General features: G+C 28.9%; 12 protein-coding genes and 1 tRNA gene. 3 read left to right on the top strand and 10 right to left on the bottom strand.

What is annotated here, in order from left to right; genetic code table 11:
• Positions 1 to 115 precede the first annotated feature (115 nt).
• The 3 genes from ACFOWD_RS04505 to ACFOWD_RS04495 are packed head-to-tail and all read left to right on the top strand — an operon-like array spanning position 116 to position 2,847.
• Positions 116 to 1,105 (top strand): aspartate-semialdehyde dehydrogenase, encoded by a 990-nt coding sequence (locus ACFOWD_RS04505; RefSeq protein WP_377408470.1) that lies wholly within the window; start codon positions 116 to 118, stop codon positions 1,103 to 1,105.
• A gap of 8 nt (positions 1,106 to 1,113) precedes the next feature.
• Positions 1,114 to 2,157 (top strand): FAD-binding oxidoreductase, encoded by a 1,044-nt coding sequence (locus ACFOWD_RS04500; RefSeq protein WP_377408468.1) that lies wholly within the window; start codon positions 1,114 to 1,116, stop codon positions 2,155 to 2,157.
• Positions 2,158 to 2,178: 21 nt separating this feature from the next.
• On the top strand, positions 2,179 to 2,847 hold the full coding sequence (locus tag ACFOWD_RS04495) for a LysE family translocator (protein ID WP_298991232.1): 669 nt from the start codon (positions 2,179 to 2,181) through the stop codon (positions 2,845 to 2,847).
• Positions 2,848 to 2,895: 48 nt separating this feature from the next.
• Here ACFOWD_RS04495 and ACFOWD_RS04490 read toward each other — a convergent pair whose 3' ends face one another.
• From ACFOWD_RS04490 to ACFOWD_RS04445, 10 genes are all read right to left on the bottom strand, one after another.
• Entirely contained in the window at positions 2,896 to 4,740 is a 1,845-nt protein-coding gene (locus ACFOWD_RS04490; RefSeq protein WP_377408466.1) for a M1 family metallopeptidase, read from the bottom strand.
• Positions 4,741 to 4,785: 45 nt separating this feature from the next.
• Entirely contained in the window at positions 4,786 to 6,501 is a 1,716-nt protein-coding gene (locus ACFOWD_RS04485) for a S8 family peptidase (RefSeq protein ID WP_377408464.1), read from the bottom strand.
• 12 nt (positions 6,502 to 6,513) lie between these two features.
• Positions 6,514 to 7,356, bottom strand: coding sequence for an MBL fold metallo-hydrolase (locus ACFOWD_RS04480; RefSeq protein WP_377408462.1), 843 nt, complete (start codon positions 7,354 to 7,356; stop codon positions 6,514 to 6,516).
• A gap of 85 nt (positions 7,357 to 7,441) precedes the next feature.
• Complete coding sequence (gene pbpC, locus ACFOWD_RS04475) at positions 7,442 to 9,790, bottom strand: penicillin-binding protein 1C (RefSeq protein WP_377408460.1); 2,349 nt, start codon at positions 9,788 to 9,790, stop codon at positions 7,442 to 7,444.
• A 4-nt stretch (positions 9,791 to 9,794) separates the two neighbouring features.
• Positions 9,795 to 15,338: an alpha-2-macroglobulin family protein gene (locus tag ACFOWD_RS04470; RefSeq protein ID WP_377408458.1), complete on the bottom strand. Its 5,544-nt coding sequence runs from the start codon at positions 15,336 to 15,338 to the stop codon at positions 9,795 to 9,797.
• A gap of 117 nt (positions 15,339 to 15,455) precedes the next feature.
• The gene (locus ACFOWD_RS04465) at positions 15,456 to 16,910 is read right to left on the bottom strand and encodes a CotH kinase family protein (protein WP_377408456.1); all 1,455 of its coding nucleotides are present in this window, start codon (positions 16,908 to 16,910) and stop codon (positions 15,456 to 15,458) included.
• Positions 16,911 to 17,031: 121 nt separating this feature from the next.
• Positions 17,032 to 17,102: transfer RNA gene (locus ACFOWD_RS04460), tRNA-Cys, on the bottom strand.
• A gap of 64 nt (positions 17,103 to 17,166) precedes the next feature.
• On the bottom strand, positions 17,167 to 17,523 hold the full coding sequence (folB, locus tag ACFOWD_RS04455) for a dihydroneopterin aldolase (protein ID WP_298991042.1): 357 nt from the start codon (positions 17,521 to 17,523) through the stop codon (positions 17,167 to 17,169).
• A 3-nt stretch (positions 17,524 to 17,526) separates the two neighbouring features.
• Positions 17,527 to 17,952: a DUF2452 domain-containing protein gene (locus ACFOWD_RS04450; protein WP_377408453.1), complete on the bottom strand. Its 426-nt coding sequence runs from the start codon at positions 17,950 to 17,952 to the stop codon at positions 17,527 to 17,529.
• A gap of 64 nt (positions 17,953 to 18,016) precedes the next feature.
• Positions 18,017 to 18,232: a zinc ribbon domain-containing protein gene (locus ACFOWD_RS04445; RefSeq protein ID WP_026776514.1), complete on the bottom strand. Its 216-nt coding sequence runs from the start codon at positions 18,230 to 18,232 to the stop codon at positions 18,017 to 18,019.
• Between the last annotated feature and the right edge of the window lie 78 nt (positions 18,233 to 18,310).

The following is an 18,310-nucleotide window of genomic DNA, read 5'->3' as shown; positions in this document are numbered from 1 at the left end:
TTGTTTTAAATTAAACATTAGAAATAATTTTGGTAAATATTTCTTAAAACAATGGTCAGTATTTTTTTTGTGTTGATATTTGCAATGCAATAAATAAATTTTTTAAAAAGATAAAATGAAAGTAGCTGTTGTTGGTGCAACTGGTATGGTTGGCACAGTCATGTTAAAAGTTTTAGAAGAACGTAATTTACCTATTACAGAATTAATTCCTGTGGCTTCAGAAAGATCTGCAGGTAAAAAATTATCATATAAAGGAAATAATTACACAGTTGTTACCTTACAAGATGCAGTTAATATGAAACCAGATGTAGCTTTATTTTCAGCAGGTGGTGATACCTCATTAGAATGGTCTCCAAAATTTGCAGAAGTAGGTACAACTGTAATAGACAATTCTTCTGCTTGGAGAATGGATCCTGATAAAAAATTAGTGGTTCCAGAAATTAATGGAGATGTATTAACTTCAGAAGACAAAATTATTGCAAATCCAAACTGTTCTACAATTCAGTTAGTAATGGCTTTAGCGCCTTTACATGCAAAATATAAAATGAAAAGAGTTGTTATTTCAACATACCAATCTGTATCTGGAACAGGTGTAAAAGCTGTACAACAATTAGATAATGAAGAAGCTGGTATAGATGGAGAAATGGCTTACCCTCATAAAATTGGTAGAAATGCTTTACCACATTGTGATATTTTCTTAGAAAATGGATATACTAAAGAAGAAATGAAATTAGTTAAAGAACCAAAGAAAATATTACGTGACGATTCTTTTTCTGTAACAGCTACTGCTGTTAGAATTCCTACAGCTGGTGGACATTCTGAAGCTGTTAATGTACAATTTCATAATGATTTTGATGTTGATGAAGTTCGTAAAATTTTAAGTGAAACTCCTGGAGTAATTGTTGAAGATGATTTGGCAAACAATATATATCCAATGCCAATAAATGCAAATGATAAAGATGAAGTTTTTGTAGGTAGAATAAGACGTGATGAATCTCAAGAAAATACCTTAAATTTGTGGATTGTTGCAGATAACCTAAGAAAAGGTGCTGCTACTAATACCATTCAAATTGCAGAATATTTAATCGAGAAAAATTTAGTCTAAAACTATTTATGGCAACATTTTATAACGTAAACATCAAAGAAATAAAACAAGAAACCGCAAACGCGGTTTCTGTTGTTTTTAGTATTCCTGAAAATTTAATAACTGAATTTAGTTATACAGCTGGGCAATACATTACTATAGAAAAAGAGATTAATGGTGAAGCAGTAAGAAGAGCTTATTCTATTTGCTCCACACCTAAAAGTGGCGAAATAAGAGTTGCCATAAAAGCTGTAGAAAATGGAGTCTTTTCTACTTATGCAACAACTGATTTAAAAGTAGGTGATGAAGTTAAAATCTCAACTCCTGAAGGTCGTTTTTTACTAAATCCAGAAGCTAAGAAAAACTATATTGCGTTTGCTGCTGGTTCTGGTATTACTCCTATTTTATCGATGGTGAAATCTGTTTTAGAGCATGAACCAACATCAACATTTACCTTAATCTATGGTAACAAATCTGTAGAGGATACTATTTTTTATGACGAACTACTTGCATTAAATTCAAAATATGAACATTTTAATTTAGAATTTGTTTGTAGTAGAGAACGTCAAGAAAACATGTTATTTGGCAGAATAGATAAACCATTCACTAATTTCTTTATTAAAAATAAATACAAAGACATTTCTTTTGATGCAGCATTTTTATGTGGACCAGAAGCTATGATAAATACGGTTTCTGAAACTTTAAAAGAAGCTGGTTTTTCTAATGAAAATATTCATTTTGAATTATTTACAGTTTCTGAAGATGAAAATGCAAAAGACGAAATTAAAGAAGGCACATCAGAAATTACTGTTTTGTTAGATGATGAAGAAACCACCTTTACAATGACGCAAACAGATAACATTTTAGCTGCAAGTTTACGTAACGATTTAGACCCACCTTATTCTTGTCAAGGAGGTGTTTGTAGTTCTTGTTTAGCTAAAGTTACAGAAGGTAAGGCTGTTATGGTTAAAAATACTATTTTAACTGATGGTGAAGTAGAAGAAGGACTTATTTTAACCTGTCAAGCACACCCAACAACTTCAAAAATTAGTATAGATTTTGATGATGTATAAAAATCCTTATTTTTGTTAAATATGGATTTTTACGATTTTAAAAACGCTTTTTTAATAGGTTTTTTCATGGCTTTTATGATTGGACCTGTTTTTTTTATGTTGATTCAAACTAGTATTATTAAAGGTGCAAGAGCTGCTATTGTTTTTGATTTAGGTGTTGTATTAGCAGATGTTACTTTTATTCTAATTGCCTATTATGGAAGTAGGTCTTTATTAGAAAAAATAAAAGATGATCCAAGATTATTTTTAATTGGTGGTTTGGTGTTAATTATCTATGGTTTAATTACTTACTTTGATAGAGAAAACAAAAAAGAGGCTATAGAATCTGCTAAACAGATAGACGTCCCCATTGTAAAAAACAACTATATAAAACTATTTTTAAAAGGTTATTTTTTAAACTTTATTAATGTAGGGGTATTAGCATTTTGGTTAGGAACTATACTTGTTATTGGTCCCTCTTTAAAAATGAATCAAAATGCAATTTTTACTTATTTTTCTGTTGTTATTGCAGGTTATTTTATAACAGATTTAGGAAAAATATTTTTAGCAAAACAGCTTAAAAACAAGATGACTCCTACAGTTATTTATAGAGTAAAAAAAGTAATGGGAATTATTTTAATTGTTTGTGGAGTTTATTTAATGTTAGTAGGTTTTATACCAAAAGAAGATATAAATAGTCTTCTAAATTAAAAACCCCAGCCAAAGCTAGGGTCATTAAATTCTTACTATTATTTAATTTTATCTTGAGCTTGCAGGATACGTATTATTTTCTAATTTAATATCTGCCATTAATCCACTTTTATCTATTACAACAGATTTTACATCTTTAGAAACATCAAAAGTGTAGGTTGGAAAAGCCCATCCCCAGTCTTTTAAAATTGTTGCAGATGTTGGTTTTACACCTCTCATCATACGTAATGGAATGTTAAAGCTTTCTTTAGACCCATCTGTGTATTCAACTTCAAGATCTATAGGCATTGGCATTTGACCAATTCTTTCTAAAGTAATTGTTTTTCCATCAACACTTTTTAGACCATAATCTATTGTATGTGTAGTTTGCGTCCATTCATTTAAATACCAATCTAAATGAATACCAGAAACCTTTTCCATAGATCTTTTAATATCATTTGGTGTTGGGTGTTTAAAAGAAAAGTCATTAAAATATTTCTTTAAACCTTTTGCCACATTTTCTGCACCAATTATATACTCTAATTGAGCTAAGAAAATTGCTCCTTTAGAATAACTCCCTGTACTATAAGCCCAGTTTGTGTTATACCTGTCTGCATGTGTAGAAATTGATTCTTCATAACCTCTATTTACAATAGTTCTATAACCTCTATATGAACCTGCATGAGGATTTTCTCTATTTCTTTCTAATATTTTATTTGATGCTTTAGAAGAAATGTATGAAGTAAAACCTTCATCCATCCAAGGATGTAAACTTTCGTTTGAAGCTAACAGAAACTGAAACCATGTATGTGCCATTTCATGTGCAGTAACACCAAATAAGCTTCCAAAATTTCTTTGACCTGTAATTAATGTAGACATTGCATACTCCATACCTCCATCTCCACCTTGAATCACAGAGTATTGTTTGTAAGGGTACATACCCACATTTTCACTAAAGAAATCCATTAATTCTGCAGTCTTAGGCTGTAAATCTTTCCAATTCTTTAAATACTTAGCCTCCATAGTTTTCTTGTAAAAGAAATGTAAATCTATACCAGATTTAGTTGTAATCATATCATGATTATATTCTGGATCTGCTGCCCATGAAAAATCGTGAACATTTGGTGCTTTAAAATGCCAAGTTAATTTATCACCTTTTGGTAATTTTAATTCTTTTGATTTGTCTTCATAATTATGACCTACTTCTTGTGGATTTTGTAAATAACCTGTACCTCCAACAACATAATTTTTATCTATATGTAAAGTCACATCAAAATCTCCCCAAACACCATGAAATTCTCTTGCAATGTAAGGTGGAGTATGCCATCCTTGAAAATCATATTCAGCCATTTTAGGATACCATTGAGTCATAGATAAAGCAACACCTTCTGCATTATTTCTTCCAGATCTTCTAATTTGAACAGGAACTTGAGCATCAAACAGCATATCAAAAGTTACACTTTCTCCAGATTTTATAGGCTTGTTTAAAGTTACTTCTAAAATAGTACCCACTGTTTCATGAGAAACTGCTACTCCATCTTGTTTTAAAGAATTTACTTTAATGTAACCTATTTCATTTGGTTTTAATTTACTAATTCTATCTCTTACTCTTCTGTCTGGATCTTTAATATTTAAAGAACGAACATCCATTTGAGAACCAGGTTGAAAAGCATTAAAATAAAGATGATAAAAAACCTTATCTAAATCATCTGGAGAATTGTTAGTATACACTAATTTTTGTTTTCCATTATATTGATAACCATTTACATCAATATCCATAGTATAATCTACATGTTGCTGCCAGTAACTTTCATTACTTTTTTTAGCATTGTTATCTGTATTAGAAACATCTTTGGTTTGAGCACATGACACTAACATTAGTATTGATAAAACTAAATAAGGTACTTTCTTCATTTTTAAATTGGTTTTTATTTATTTATAAAAATAGTAAAAGATTTACTATTGTTTTTTGTTTGAAATATATTCTGCTAATTGTAATGCATTGTATGCATTTACAACTCTACCTGTAACAGATAAACTAGAAAAAGGAATCATTTCTCCATTTGGATTTTCTTCTGTTTGCGAACCTGGTTTTACAACATCAAAATTAATTTTTACTCCAGATTTCATAATGATATCTTTAACTTCTTTAGCAGTTAAATTTGGATAATAAGAACGTATTAAAGCAGCAACTCCTGCAGTTGTTGGTGCAGCCATAGAAGTACCACTTAAAGCCTCGTATTTATTTTCTGGTATTGGTGCATAGATACTCACACCTGGTGCAAAAATATCTACATTTACTTTACCATAGTTAGAAAAATTTGCTGGTAAATTTTTATCATAATGCAAACTATTTGCACCAATTGTAATTACATTATCTGTAAATTCTGTAAGCATATCTTTGGAGTCTGTTGGGTAGGTTTCGTTAACATCTAAATCTTTACCATCATTACCTGCTGCATTAACTATTAAAACATCTTTTTCTGCTGCATATTTTAATGCATCATAAACCCAATTTTTATTTGGTGAAAAACGTTTACCAAAACTTGTGTTTATAATTTTTGCTCCATTATCTACTGCATATCTAATACCAAGAGCCACATCTTTATCATGTTCATCTGCTTCAGGAACAATTCTAACAGTCATAATTTTTACATTATCTGCAACACCTACTGCTCCTATTTTATTAGCTCTATTTGCTGCAACAATTCCTGCTACATGAGTACCATGTTTACCTGCATCTGCAGTACCTAACATATTATTGTTACCATAAAATTTATCAGTAATATCATATAAATCATCTCCTAAAGATTGGCGATAATTCATATCTAGATTATAACCTTCCATTGCCTTTTTAAGTTCTGCAACGTATTCTTTTACTTTTTCTCTTTCTTCTATCAAAGTACTTTCACTCATACCTTGCTTTAGAATATTAGCAACATTTTTTACCCTCATTAAAGTTTGTAAATTTGGTGCTTCTACTTTGTCTACAATTGCTAAAGTAAGACTATCTGTTTTTGCTAATTTTTTAACAATATCAAAATTTTCTTGAACCATATCTAAATTTTTTAGATAGTCATCCATTTGATAAATTTCTCCTTTTTTCTCAATAAGAGTAGCTTCGAATTCTTTATTTAGTTTTAAATATTCTTCATATGCTTTTTTGTCTTTTTCTGCAATTTCAGAAAGTTCCTTATCTCCAAACTTTTCTCTGCCTCTTTTAACAATTCTAGTAATTTCTAATTGATCTGTAGTTACAATATCTCCTTTAGCATTCCCAAGAAAATTCCAACCAAAAACATCATCTATATATCCATTATTATCATCATCTTTATTGTTACCTTTTATTTCGTCTTTGTTAACCCAAAGTACATCCTTTAAATCTTCATGATTAATATCTACTCCAGAATCTGCAATTGCAACAACAACTGGTCTTGCTTTTTTTCCCTTTAAAAATTTATATGCTTTTTCTAAGCTAATACCTGCAATAGAATCTTTCTGTATATCTAAATGATGCCAAACTTTTAATTCTTCTTCAGACAAAAAATCTTTTTTTGCTGGTGTTGTAATAATTTCATCGAAGTTTGGTGCAGTAACTGCTATTTTTGATGATTTACAACCCCATAAAAAAATGCCTAAAAAGGCAATAAAAAAACTTGCTTTAATACGCTTCATATTCTAACTTCTCTAATTAAATATTTCTGAAAACTTATGTGTAGTATTTAAACGGACTCCTTTTTCTGTGTGCTTTACAGTACATAATTCATGATGTGCATCATGTTCTAAAAAAAGATAAAAGTTCTTATCTGCAGCTTCGTTTAAAAATGCTGCTTTTTCTTTAATAGTTAACAAAGGTCTAGTATCATACCCCATAACATATGGTAAAGGTATATGACCAACTGTTGGTAATAAATCTGCCATAAATACCAATGTTTTGTCTTGATATTCAATTTTTGGCAACATTTGTTTTTCTGTATGACCATCCATAAACAAAACATCAAAACCAATTTGATCTTTGTAATTACTATGAATAAATTCTAACTGACCACTTTCTTTAATTGGATTTATATTCTCTTTTAAAAATGATGCTTTTTCTCTGGCATTTGGTTCTGTTGCCCATTTCCAATGTTTTTGATTAGACCAAACTTTTGCATTTTTAAAACCAGGAATTAATAAACCCTCTTTGTTTCTTTTAATAACACCTCCACAATGATCAAAATGTAAATGTGTTAAAAAAATATCTGTGATATCATCTCTATGAAAACCATATTTTTTTAAGGATGTATCTAAAGAAAAATCTCCAAACAAATAATAATAGCTATAAAATTTATCTGATTGTTTATTACCTAAACCAGTATCTATTAATATTAAACGATTACCATCTTCTATAAGCATGCAACGCATACTCATGTCTATCATATTATTAGCATCTGCAGGATTTGTTCTTTGCCAAATAGATTTAGGTACAACACCAAACATTGCACCTCCATCTAATTTAAAATTACCAGTTTCTATAGGATAAATCTTCATTGTAGAACCTATTTTTTGATTCTTACAAAGATGTTAAAAAATTGATGATTTTTCGTTAAGAAAACTCTAAAGATTAACTCTTTTTTTATTCTTTAATACTAATTTGTTGCTGAATTTCATTACCAAAATTATCGACGACTGTAATTTTAAAATCCCCTTCTTTTGGAGTTATTGCTAACTCATGATTTTCTGTAGTTGTTCCTAAAAATTGTTGGTTTAAAGACCAAAATAAAATGGCTTCTTTATTAGAATGTGCTACTTTTAAAATTAGCTCATTTTGTTTGCCATCAAAGTCTTTTGGCAAAAAAATGGTGCTTTTTTCTGTTGGATATAGAAATTTCATCACATTCTTTACCTCACCCAAACAATCTTCTCTAAATTTTGGTAAGGGCTTATAAAAAGGATTTTGTTTTTTGTAATAATACTCTTGTAAAGGAGGCAACACAAACCAAGATTTCTGCTGAATATTTTCTAAACTTTCACATGAAGTGTTTACTTGATAAGTGCTTGATCTATCAATATTTATATTTATATGAAATGGACATGGCTCAGTTTTTAAACCTGTGTTTTGTATGTAAGATAGTTTCGTTTCTTCACAAATTTTGGTAGCTCTATAACCACTTTTTGAACATATTTCAACTTGAGTCATTTCATCAAAAGGTTTTTCAAACCAAGACGAATTTGGCAGTTTATCAAATACATCAAAAAGAATTGGAGCTGCTGTTTGTATACCTACCAAACCAGGTCTTCCTTCTCCATCTGCATTACCCACCCAAACACCAACTACATAATCTCTAGTTACACCAATACTCCAAGCATCTCTAAATCCAAAACTAGTTCCAGTCTTCCAAGCAATTTCTTTTGCAGCATCAAAAAACTCCCAATTTTCATCTGCATTGGGTCTGTTTACTTCTTTCAAACTTTCGAAAGTTAGATAAATAGAAGCTGCATCAAAAACGATTTTTTGATTAGATTTTTTACCAAAATCTATGGTTTCACCTTTATAAAATGTTGGATTTAAAAACTCATTATCAAAATAAAAACTTGAAGTTTCTGTGTAATGATTTACAGTAGAAGCTAGAGATGCATAACTTTTACATAAATCCCATAAATTACTTTCTGCTCCACCTAAAGCTAAAGTTAACCCATAGTAATTAGGGTTTTTTTTGATATCTCGTAATTGTAACTTTTGCAGATAATCATGAAATTTTTCTAAACCAAATTTTTGTAAAAGTCTGACTGTAGGCACATTTAAAGATTTAGAAAGTGCTTTTTTAGCAGAGATAGCTCCAGCATATTTTTTGTCGAAATTTTCTGGCTGATAACTTCCATAATTTGTTGGTACATCAGCAACCAAAGTGTTGGGTAAAAGTTCTCCAGCATCTAACATAGCTGCATATAAAAAAGGTTTTAATATACTACCTGTACTTCTTGGCTTATCTATTATATCTACATCTTTTTGGTTTTTTTTTGTTGTTGGAGCATTACCTACATAGCTTAAAACCTCTCTTGTATTTACATCTAAAACCAATACAGCAATATTATTTATTCCGTTTTTTGAGAGTTGATTATAATGGTTTTTTACAATAGTATTGGTTTGATTTTGTAATCTTTTATTAATTGTGGTTTTTACAAATTCTCCTTTTTTTTCTTTATTAATCTTTTGCAATAAATGTGGTGCAATTTGAGGTAAAGCAAAAGGTTTTTGTGGTAGTTCTTCTAAAATTGATAAATTATAAGTAAGTGAATCAATTACATTTTTATGAAGTAATTTTTTTAATAATCGATTTCTTTTTGCCAACAATTTTTGTTGATTTTTCCCTGGATAAATCAATTTTGGAGCATTAGGTAATACTGCTAATGTTGCAGCTTCTGCCCAAGATAAATCAGCAGAACTTCTATTAAAAAAACGCCATGAAGCTGCATCTAAACCAACAACATTACCTCCAAAAGGTGCATTACTGCTCCAATAAGCTAAAATTTTTTCTTTACTGGCTCTTAATTCTAATCTTGTAGCTAAAATAAGTTCTTTACATTTTTCTAAATAAGTTCTTGGCCTATCATTTCTACTCAATCTTATAACTTGCTGTGTAATTGTACTACCACCTCTAACAACTCTTCCAGCATTAATGTTTTGTTGAATTGCTTTAAAAATAGAAACAGGATTAAACCCAGGATGTTTGTAAAAATGTTCGTCTTCAAACTGAATTAAACAGGTTTTAAACTTATCAGGTACAGAATCATTATGAGGGAATCTCCACTGACCATCTTCTGCAATTAAAGCCCCTAACAAATGGCCTTTAGTACTTGTAATAACTGTAGAAGTTGGCTTAACAAAAAGTTGCTTAGGTAAGCAAAAAGCATAAAAAATCAACAAGATACCAACTAAAATACTTTTCTTTTTATGCTTTATTATGTAGCCTTTTATCCTCATTTAACTACTTCACTACTTTTATCCAACGTCCTTTTGTTCTTACCAAATAGTCATTATCATACATAGCTTCAACTTGTATACCTGGTAAATAATAGTTACCTAAATAAGCTGCATTTAATAATACAGAGAATGTTTTTGTTTTAGATTTATATTTCCCATTTTCTAAGTCGAAGTAAAAATTAACGCTATCATCTTTAATATCTGTGTATCTGGCATCGCTTTTTGTAGTAGTCCCAAAATCTGTAAAACGTGTATTTACAATTTCCCATCCAGAAGGAAAAATTTGAGTTAAAGCGATATCTTTTACAGACTCATTTTTACTATTTTGAACCGTAATTTTTGCCACAAAATCTTGACCTTGTTTTAATTGATTTACATCAATTTTATTGCCTTTTAAATCTTTGTATTCTAAAGCAACTTTTAATCCTCTATTTTCAACAATTTCGCTACCTAAAGGTAATTTTCCTGAGTTAACAATTCTTGCATAAACAACATTATTATCATTATTTTTAATGCTGATAGTATTCTTACCTTTTTCGACTTTTAAAGTTCTTTGCAATAAAGAATTACTAGTGTTAATTTGATCTTTTTTATCATCTGAAGTTAATACCACATGTATAGCTTTACCACCATTTTTCACTACCATTTTACCTATAGCTAACAAACTATAAGCTGTTGTTTGGGTACTCATCCACTGATTACTTGATAGATCTTTTGCAATACTTTTTGCCAAGTCTTTTACATTATTGTTGTTTGTAAGCAACATCGTTTCTAAAGCCATAGCTTTATTTCTTGTTTTAGAGCCATAATTGTAATAGTTATAACCTTCAAAATTTAGAGTTGTTTGTGTTAAAATTTCATCTGAAGCTTCTTTTTGACCAACTAATGCATATGCTGCAGCTAACCTCCATTTTGCCTCATTAGAAATCTTATTATATTCTCTTAATCTGTTCATAGCTGATAAGTCTGGACTACCTGCCAATACTAATGTGTATAACCTATAAGCTTGCTCTAAATCTCTAGAATAACTGTTATAATTTGGCCTCCAATTTCTAGCTAAATTTCTTTGATAGTTAATAAAATTACTTTTAAAAGTAAGTGGTAACACAAAGCCTTTTTTCTCAGCTTCTAACATAAAATGACCTGCATAAGTTGTACCCCAATCACTTATGTAATTTTCACCTAACCAATAACTTAATCCTCCATTTGCTTTTTGAAAACTACCTAATCTTTTAATTCCTTTTTCTATATTATTCTGTATTTTTCTTTTCTTTTCTGAAGTTAAATCGAATAAATCATTTAAAAATAATTGAGGAAAAACACTTGATGTGGTTTGCTCTACACAACCATGAGGATATTGAATTAAATACTCTAATCTACCTGTAAAATTCATAGCAGGTATTGTTGATAGTTCAATTATTGCAGAATTTGAACCTTCTACTCCAAAAGTTTCGAAACTTATAGTTTGAGTAGCATTACCTTGTATGGTTTTATCTATAATTTTTGTAGTTATTGGGTTTGGATTAACTACATCTAACTCTACTTTATAAGTTGACTTTTCTCCTGCTCCAGAAGCAATCACTTCAACAGTATTGATACCATTTGCTTTTAGAACATCAAGTTCAAAATAAACCATTTTTTCATCTGGTTTATTAAAATTGATTTTTTGAGTTGCATTACCCACAACAGAAATTCCTTTAGAAGTTTTAACCTGAACAGTAACATTTTTTACTTTTTTATCCATTGCAAAAACAGAAATAGGTAAAGTCACTTTTTCTTTAGGCGATAATTTTCTTGGTAAAGTAGCTAAAACCATTAGTGGTTTTTTTACAGGTGTTGTTTCTTCTGAACTACCAAAAGCTTCTGTAGTAACATCACCAGCAACAACCATAGTTCTAACAGAACCTATATAGTTTGGCAGTTTAATTTTATGAGTTTTACTGTTACCAGGTTTTAATTCAAAAGGTCCTAAAAACTGAACTACAGGCTTAAATCTATTTGCTTTTTTATTCTTTCCTTTTGCTATGCTTCCATCACCACCAATTGCAAAAACTTGATCTATACTTCCAGAATACGCCCCAATAACATCATCAAAAATATCCCAAGTTTTAACGCCTAAAGCTTCTTTTGCATAAAAAGTATGGTAAGCGTTTGGAGTTTTAAATCGTGTTAAATCTAATAAGCCATCCTCTACCACTGCTAAAGTATACGTCATTGCCTTACTGTTTTTCTCAGAAACTTTTACTGTATATTCTGTTTCTGGTTTTAATTCTTTTGGCATCTGAATTACAGGTTCTAATTTTGTAGCTGAATCTTCAACTAAAATCGGAATTACACCATACAATCTAATTGGTAAATCGTTTTCTGTAACTTTATGTGGCTGCAATAAAGTGATGTTTACAAAAACATTAGGTGTCATCTTTTTAGTAATAGGCAAATCAAAAGTTGTTGTTCCTTTTTCTGTCTTTACCCATTTTGTTTCTAACACTTTTGTGCCATTTTCTATGCTTATTAATGCATTGCCTTTTGAGCCTGAAGGAAAAGTAATCTTAGCAGTTTCACCAACATTATAGGTTTCTTTATCTGCAGAAAATACTAACATTTTTGCAGCTTCTTTATCTCCAGATGCTGAGTTTTGCCACCAATTTTTATAAAAATAAGCTGTTCTACCAGTTGCATGACCACTCTTTTTATCGATAACTCTAATTAAAAATCGACCTTTATTTTCTTCAGGAATATTTAAAGAGAAATTACCTTCTCCTTTAGAGTTTGTGCTTAATTTTATTGTTTTATAGGGTTGATGGTAACTACTTGAAGTATATCTAGATAAATTATCTTCTGATGAACTCCACCACCAGCGCCATTTTATTTGAAAAACTTGAACTTCTATATCATCTACTTGAACAGGTTTACCATTTTCATCTACAGAAACTACAGAAAAAGTTTGATTTTCATCAGTAAAATATGAGCCGTATTTATTGCCTTTTGGTGATTTTAATCCTAAAAAAGTTTTAAAAGGCGCATATTTTTTGGTGAAAGCATCTATAGAAAAATCTCCACCATTTTCAAAAGCTCTCACCAAGAATTGGACATTTAACATTCCTGGTGCGTTTTTACCTACTTTTAAATTGGTATTTATTTTTGCAATTCCGTTTGCATTTAATTTACCTTCAAAAACGTTTAGTTCTTCAGTAGAAAAATTTCTTGAGGGGTCTGTAAAGACATAATTTTTAAACTCTTTAAAACTGAAATTTGACGATGTAATTTTAGCTTTTATTTCTGCTTTTAAATTTTTAGCAGGTGTTCCATGTAACCATTTTACATCTAAAGTACCATTAATTGGTTTTGAGTTTGATAATATTTCATCATCAAAATCTACTTTAATTTTTAAACGATTTGGTTTAACTGTTTCTACTTTTAAATTTTTATAAAACTTTGCTCCACCAACAGAAATTTTTGCAGTGTAATTTCCTGTTTTTGCTTCTTGCAAAGTCTTTACTGTAAACTTGTAAAAATTATTTAATTGATCTGAAGTTACTTTTTTATATACTAATTTTCCACTAGGATCTGTAACTTCTAACTTTATAGGATGATTTTTAGGCAACTTATTATCAGCATCATTAAGTAAAAATGTAAGATGTATTTCATCTCCTGGTCTCCAAACTCCACGTTCTCCATAAATATAACCTTTAAGGCCTTTTTGAGTTTTACTACCAGAAACATCAAATTTGCTTAACGATAAAGAATTACCATCAAATAATCTTACATATCCTTTTTCATTACCTTGAGAAACTATTGCAAAGGCAGCATTATTTTTAGATTTAATCGAAACTATACCTTCTGAATTAGTAACACCAGAAGCAATTTCTTGTTGTTGAAAATTGAATAATTTTACTGTTGCTGTTGCTTTAGGAGTAGCTTTAACAATATCTGTAACTGCAAAGAAGTAATTATTATTTTCTCCTTTTTTAGCAATAATTCCAAGATTAGATGCTAAAAGATTTTGGGCTATAACTTTACTTTCATCATAATATGCATCATGACAGGGATTGTTTCTTTCTCTCCAATTGTAATTGTAGTTCTTGTAACTATATAATTGATTGTCCCAATACATTTCTTCTCTAGCTTCATCATCATTTATTTCATTTAAGTTATTATTAAAATCTTCTTCAAAATCATTTGCTTCTTTTATTGATGATGTATTTTGACAATTATAAAATGTTTGATTTTTATTAAAACTAAGTTCAACCCTGTAAATAGCCCCTGGTTCTGCAGCTACCATTTTAGCGATGTCTATACTATAAGCTTTCCATTTTTGAGTGTTATTGTTTTTATTATTTATAAGAGTAATTGTTTCTTTTGCAACTCTTCTACCTACTCTTTTTATATTGTATTCATAGTTGCTATTAATGTTGTTTTCTTGTAAAAACTGCAATACATTGTCTTCAAATATTTTGATAATTCTAACCTCTACTTCTTTAACATTAATAGCTTCGAAATTAAATTTTAAATCTTTAGAATTGGGTAAAATTGTACCACTAGAAAGCGCCCTAATTTGAGGTTTTTTTTGTTCGAAAGTAATTGTTTCTTTAAAAGCTTTCTTTAACTTATAATTCTGTGAATTTTTAATTCCTTCAAAAACAGAAACCAAAACATCTCCTTCAAACTTGTTTTGAGGATAGATTTTTAACTCATTACCATTAACAATAAATTGGAGTTTATTTTGATTTTGAACTGACACTAAACCATCAAAGTTTTGTTGTTCTTTTAATTCATCTGAAAAATTAATTGAAATAAACTGATTTTCGGCATTATTAACTGAAACTGACAACACTTTAAAATTATTTTTCCCAGGAATTATAATTTCTTTATCACCTTTATTATTGGCATATATTGGTTTTCCATCCCAAGAAATAGTTAGTTTAGAATCTTCTACAAATCGTGTTATACTATCTATTTTAAACTCAAAAACTTTAGATGTTGCATAAGATTCGTTCCAAACAATATTTATCTTTTGGTTATTTTGAGAGGCAGTTATAATTTTTTTTGCATCTTCTAAAGAAATGATATCAGCAGACTTTAAAAATCCATTTAAATATTGATGTGTTTTAGTATACGATTGTAAAGCTTCTGTTTGTATGCTATAGTTAGGTGTTATCGTCTTAAACTGAAATGTATAATTAGAATATTCTTTATCTATACTATCGTAGATTTTATCTAGTTTAACTGTAACAGAATATTCTGTATTTGGTTCTAAAATTTCATCAGGTTCAAAATAAAAAGCATGCTTATTTATAATTTTCACCTTTCCAGAAATGTAAGGCTGTATTGTTATTACATCATTAGAAATCTCTTTACCTGCTTCCCAACTTTCTACATCCTTAGCTAAATTTATCTTAATATGATCTGAGGCTGACACAATACCAGAAGTGGTATAGCTTATATATTCTTTAAACTTATAGATGTTATCTGGTTTAATATCTTGTTTATTACAAGAAAATATAAGAGTTATGAATAGTGTTAAAATGAGTAGATTTCTTGTTTTCATTTTGGATTGATTTTTGAAGACTACTCAAAGTTAATAAATTTATTAAGCAAAGAATTTTTAAATGAGAATTCGTTATAATTTATTTAGAATTAGTATTTTAAAAAAGATCACATAGCATTATAAGTTATTAAAATAATTATCTAAGAAGTTTAGTTTTTTTTCTAGCCACCATTTAAGATGTTGGTAATGCTTTTCTTTTGATATTCTAGTATATTTATTTTGCCATACCAAAAACTCACGTTCATAGATTTTTTCTTCACTAAATTGGGTATAGATTTCATCAATTTTAGCAAATAAGTTTTTATCACTAAATTCTTTTAACCTTAATTGTGACCATCTATTTTTTAACTTTTGCTTATAGTTATCAGGATTAGTTACAATCAGCCTTTTTAACAAACCATTATCTAAAATTTTATCAGTATTGTATTGCTCTTTACCATCTTGAATAACTCCCCAAGAACCATCTAAATCCCAAGGAACAAAAAAGTAAGGCTCATTGTTTGAGTACTTTGCTAAATAATAATTTTTACCAAGATTATCTGTTGCTCCTAAAATATTTACAAATAAATAGTAATCTATCGCATTAGCAATATTAAAATTAGTTGCTATTTTTTTAATAAAATAATCATCTGGTTCTTTAACTACTAAATTTGAAAATTCAGCTAAATTTTTCCAATTAGGTTGATTGTCAATAAAAGGATAACGCATTGCCCAACCATTCCAATTACCTAATAAATTAGAATATTCTTTTGGAGCTTTTTCGAAACTAGGCCCACCTTCATAAGAATCTGCTTTATATAATTCTCCATAAATGGTTTTGTTTTTACTTTTCTTAAGTTTTAATTGTTTTCTATCTACAGATTCTGAAAGTTGATACACTCCATAATATTCATTATTTTTAAAAACCTCAACATACTTTACTCCAAAACCACTTTTAGCTTCTGGTTCTTTACTCTTATAATAAGGTTGATGAATTTGAGTCCATAAATTCGCTGCAATAAAAGATCTTAATCTTAGGGGCTCATTAAACATTGCATCTAAAACCCAATCATCATCAGATCTCAGTCCTTCAAATTTTACATCTTTACTTTGTTTTAAAACTTTGTCTTTCCAAAATTCTAAATCAAAAGATTTTTTAGAAAAAGAAAGTGATAAATTACCACGATATCTTATCCCTAAATTAGATTGTAAAAATCTTGTCTTATAAAAAAAAGTAAAACTACCAAGTATCTTATTTCTACTATTTAATTCAGAAGTATTTACATCTAAATGAATAATTGGTAGTTTTGAAATATATAGTTTGTATGAGTTACCATTAGATAAAGAAATAGAGTTTGTGTAAGAAAGATTTTTAGTTGATAAATCCTGAATTCTAAAGCTTTCATTAAATTTTATTGACTTTATATTTTTACTCACTTTTAGAATAGAGTCTAAGTTAAAAACATGCCAAACAATAATTTTATTCTTTGTATCTATTCCAAAACTCCCTTTTTCTGCAACTAATTCTTGAGCTGAATTGGTTGTACTTGTAAGAAATAATATAATTAGAAGTTTATATATAAATATTTTCAAAACCTTTATTTATAGATTTATAAATCTAATTAATAATGTTAAGAAAGCATCAAAAAGAGTTGTAAATATTATATAAATAAAAAACTCTAAACTTTTTTTAATAAAATTTAGAGTTTTGTTGAGGTGTCGAGCGGATTCGAACCGCTGTAGATGGTGTTGCAGACCACTGCCTAGCCACTCGGCCACGACACCTTGAGTATATTTTAAGGATTGCAAATTTACGCAAATTTACAATTAGTACAAGTATTTTTTAATCTTATCGTTTTTTTGTTAAAATAATTACGACTTCTTCGACATTTCCTCCTATTGGCGGGTTAATTTTAGCTACCTCTATTTTTGCTTTTTTAATCATTGGTATTTCTTTAAAAAAACGATTTAAAATTCTTTGAGCAACTTCTTCTAAAAGTTTTGATCTAATTGCCATTTCTTCTTTTACAATTAGATTTAAATGAACATAATCTACAGTATCTTTTAAATTATCTGTTTTTGCAGACTTTTTTAAATCTGCTTTAACTTCTACTGCTACTCTATACCAAGAACCTATTTTTGCTTCTTCTTCTAAACAGCCATGATACGCATATAATTTAATATTGTTTACTTGTATTATTCCCATTTATTATTCTTGATTTGACTCTGATGCTACCTTTTCCCACATTTTATCTGAATTTAGTCTAAAAGATCCTAAATGCTGAAAACTACATTGCTCTGGAGCGATAATAGATAAAAATGATTCCTGTTTTTTATTATTATATAAATGATAAACTTCACCAATATTAGGTTCAAAGCTAAATTTTGCATTATACACCAAATCATTATACTGAAACTTCTGCATTAGCTCTTCATATTGAGCTTTTACTTCATCAAATTTTGATTTTAATTGCTTGTTTACACGCTGAATACCATCATTTTTCCAACTTGCAGTATTTAATGGTTGTATTACTGGTGAACTAGCAGATGTACCATAAGGTTTTAATGCAGCATCATATTTTTGTTCTTCTTCATTAAAAACAACTAAATCTGGTTTTTTAGCTTCTTTCTTCATACTGCAAAAATACGACAATAAATAAGCACTAAAAACTGCTTTTAGAAAACTTTAACTGGTAGTTTTAAGAAGTGAAAAAGTCAAATACATTACTAATAGCACTTGTTTTAGTTTTGTAAAACTCTGTATAGGTACATTTTTCACAAGTAACACTTGTAAATTTTTGATTTTGAATATCAAATATCTTGGATAAAGTACCACCAGTTGCTCTCATTTGTCCTAATTTATATGTTTTGTTATTACATTTTGGACAAGTGTAGTTTCTAATTTGATTGCTCATAATTTCTTTTGTTTATTTATAAGTTGTTGAAATACTATTTTTGTTACAAGATAATAAATAGCTGTGTAATATTTTATG

The sequence above is a fragment of the Polaribacter marinivivus genome, assembly GCF_042651285.1.
GTDB classification, from domain to species: Bacteria; Bacteroidota; Bacteroidia; order Flavobacteriales; family Flavobacteriaceae; genus Polaribacter; species Polaribacter marinivivus.
The sequence above is the reverse complement of the archived record's forward strand: the minus strand, read 5'-3'. Positions and strand labels throughout refer to the sequence as shown.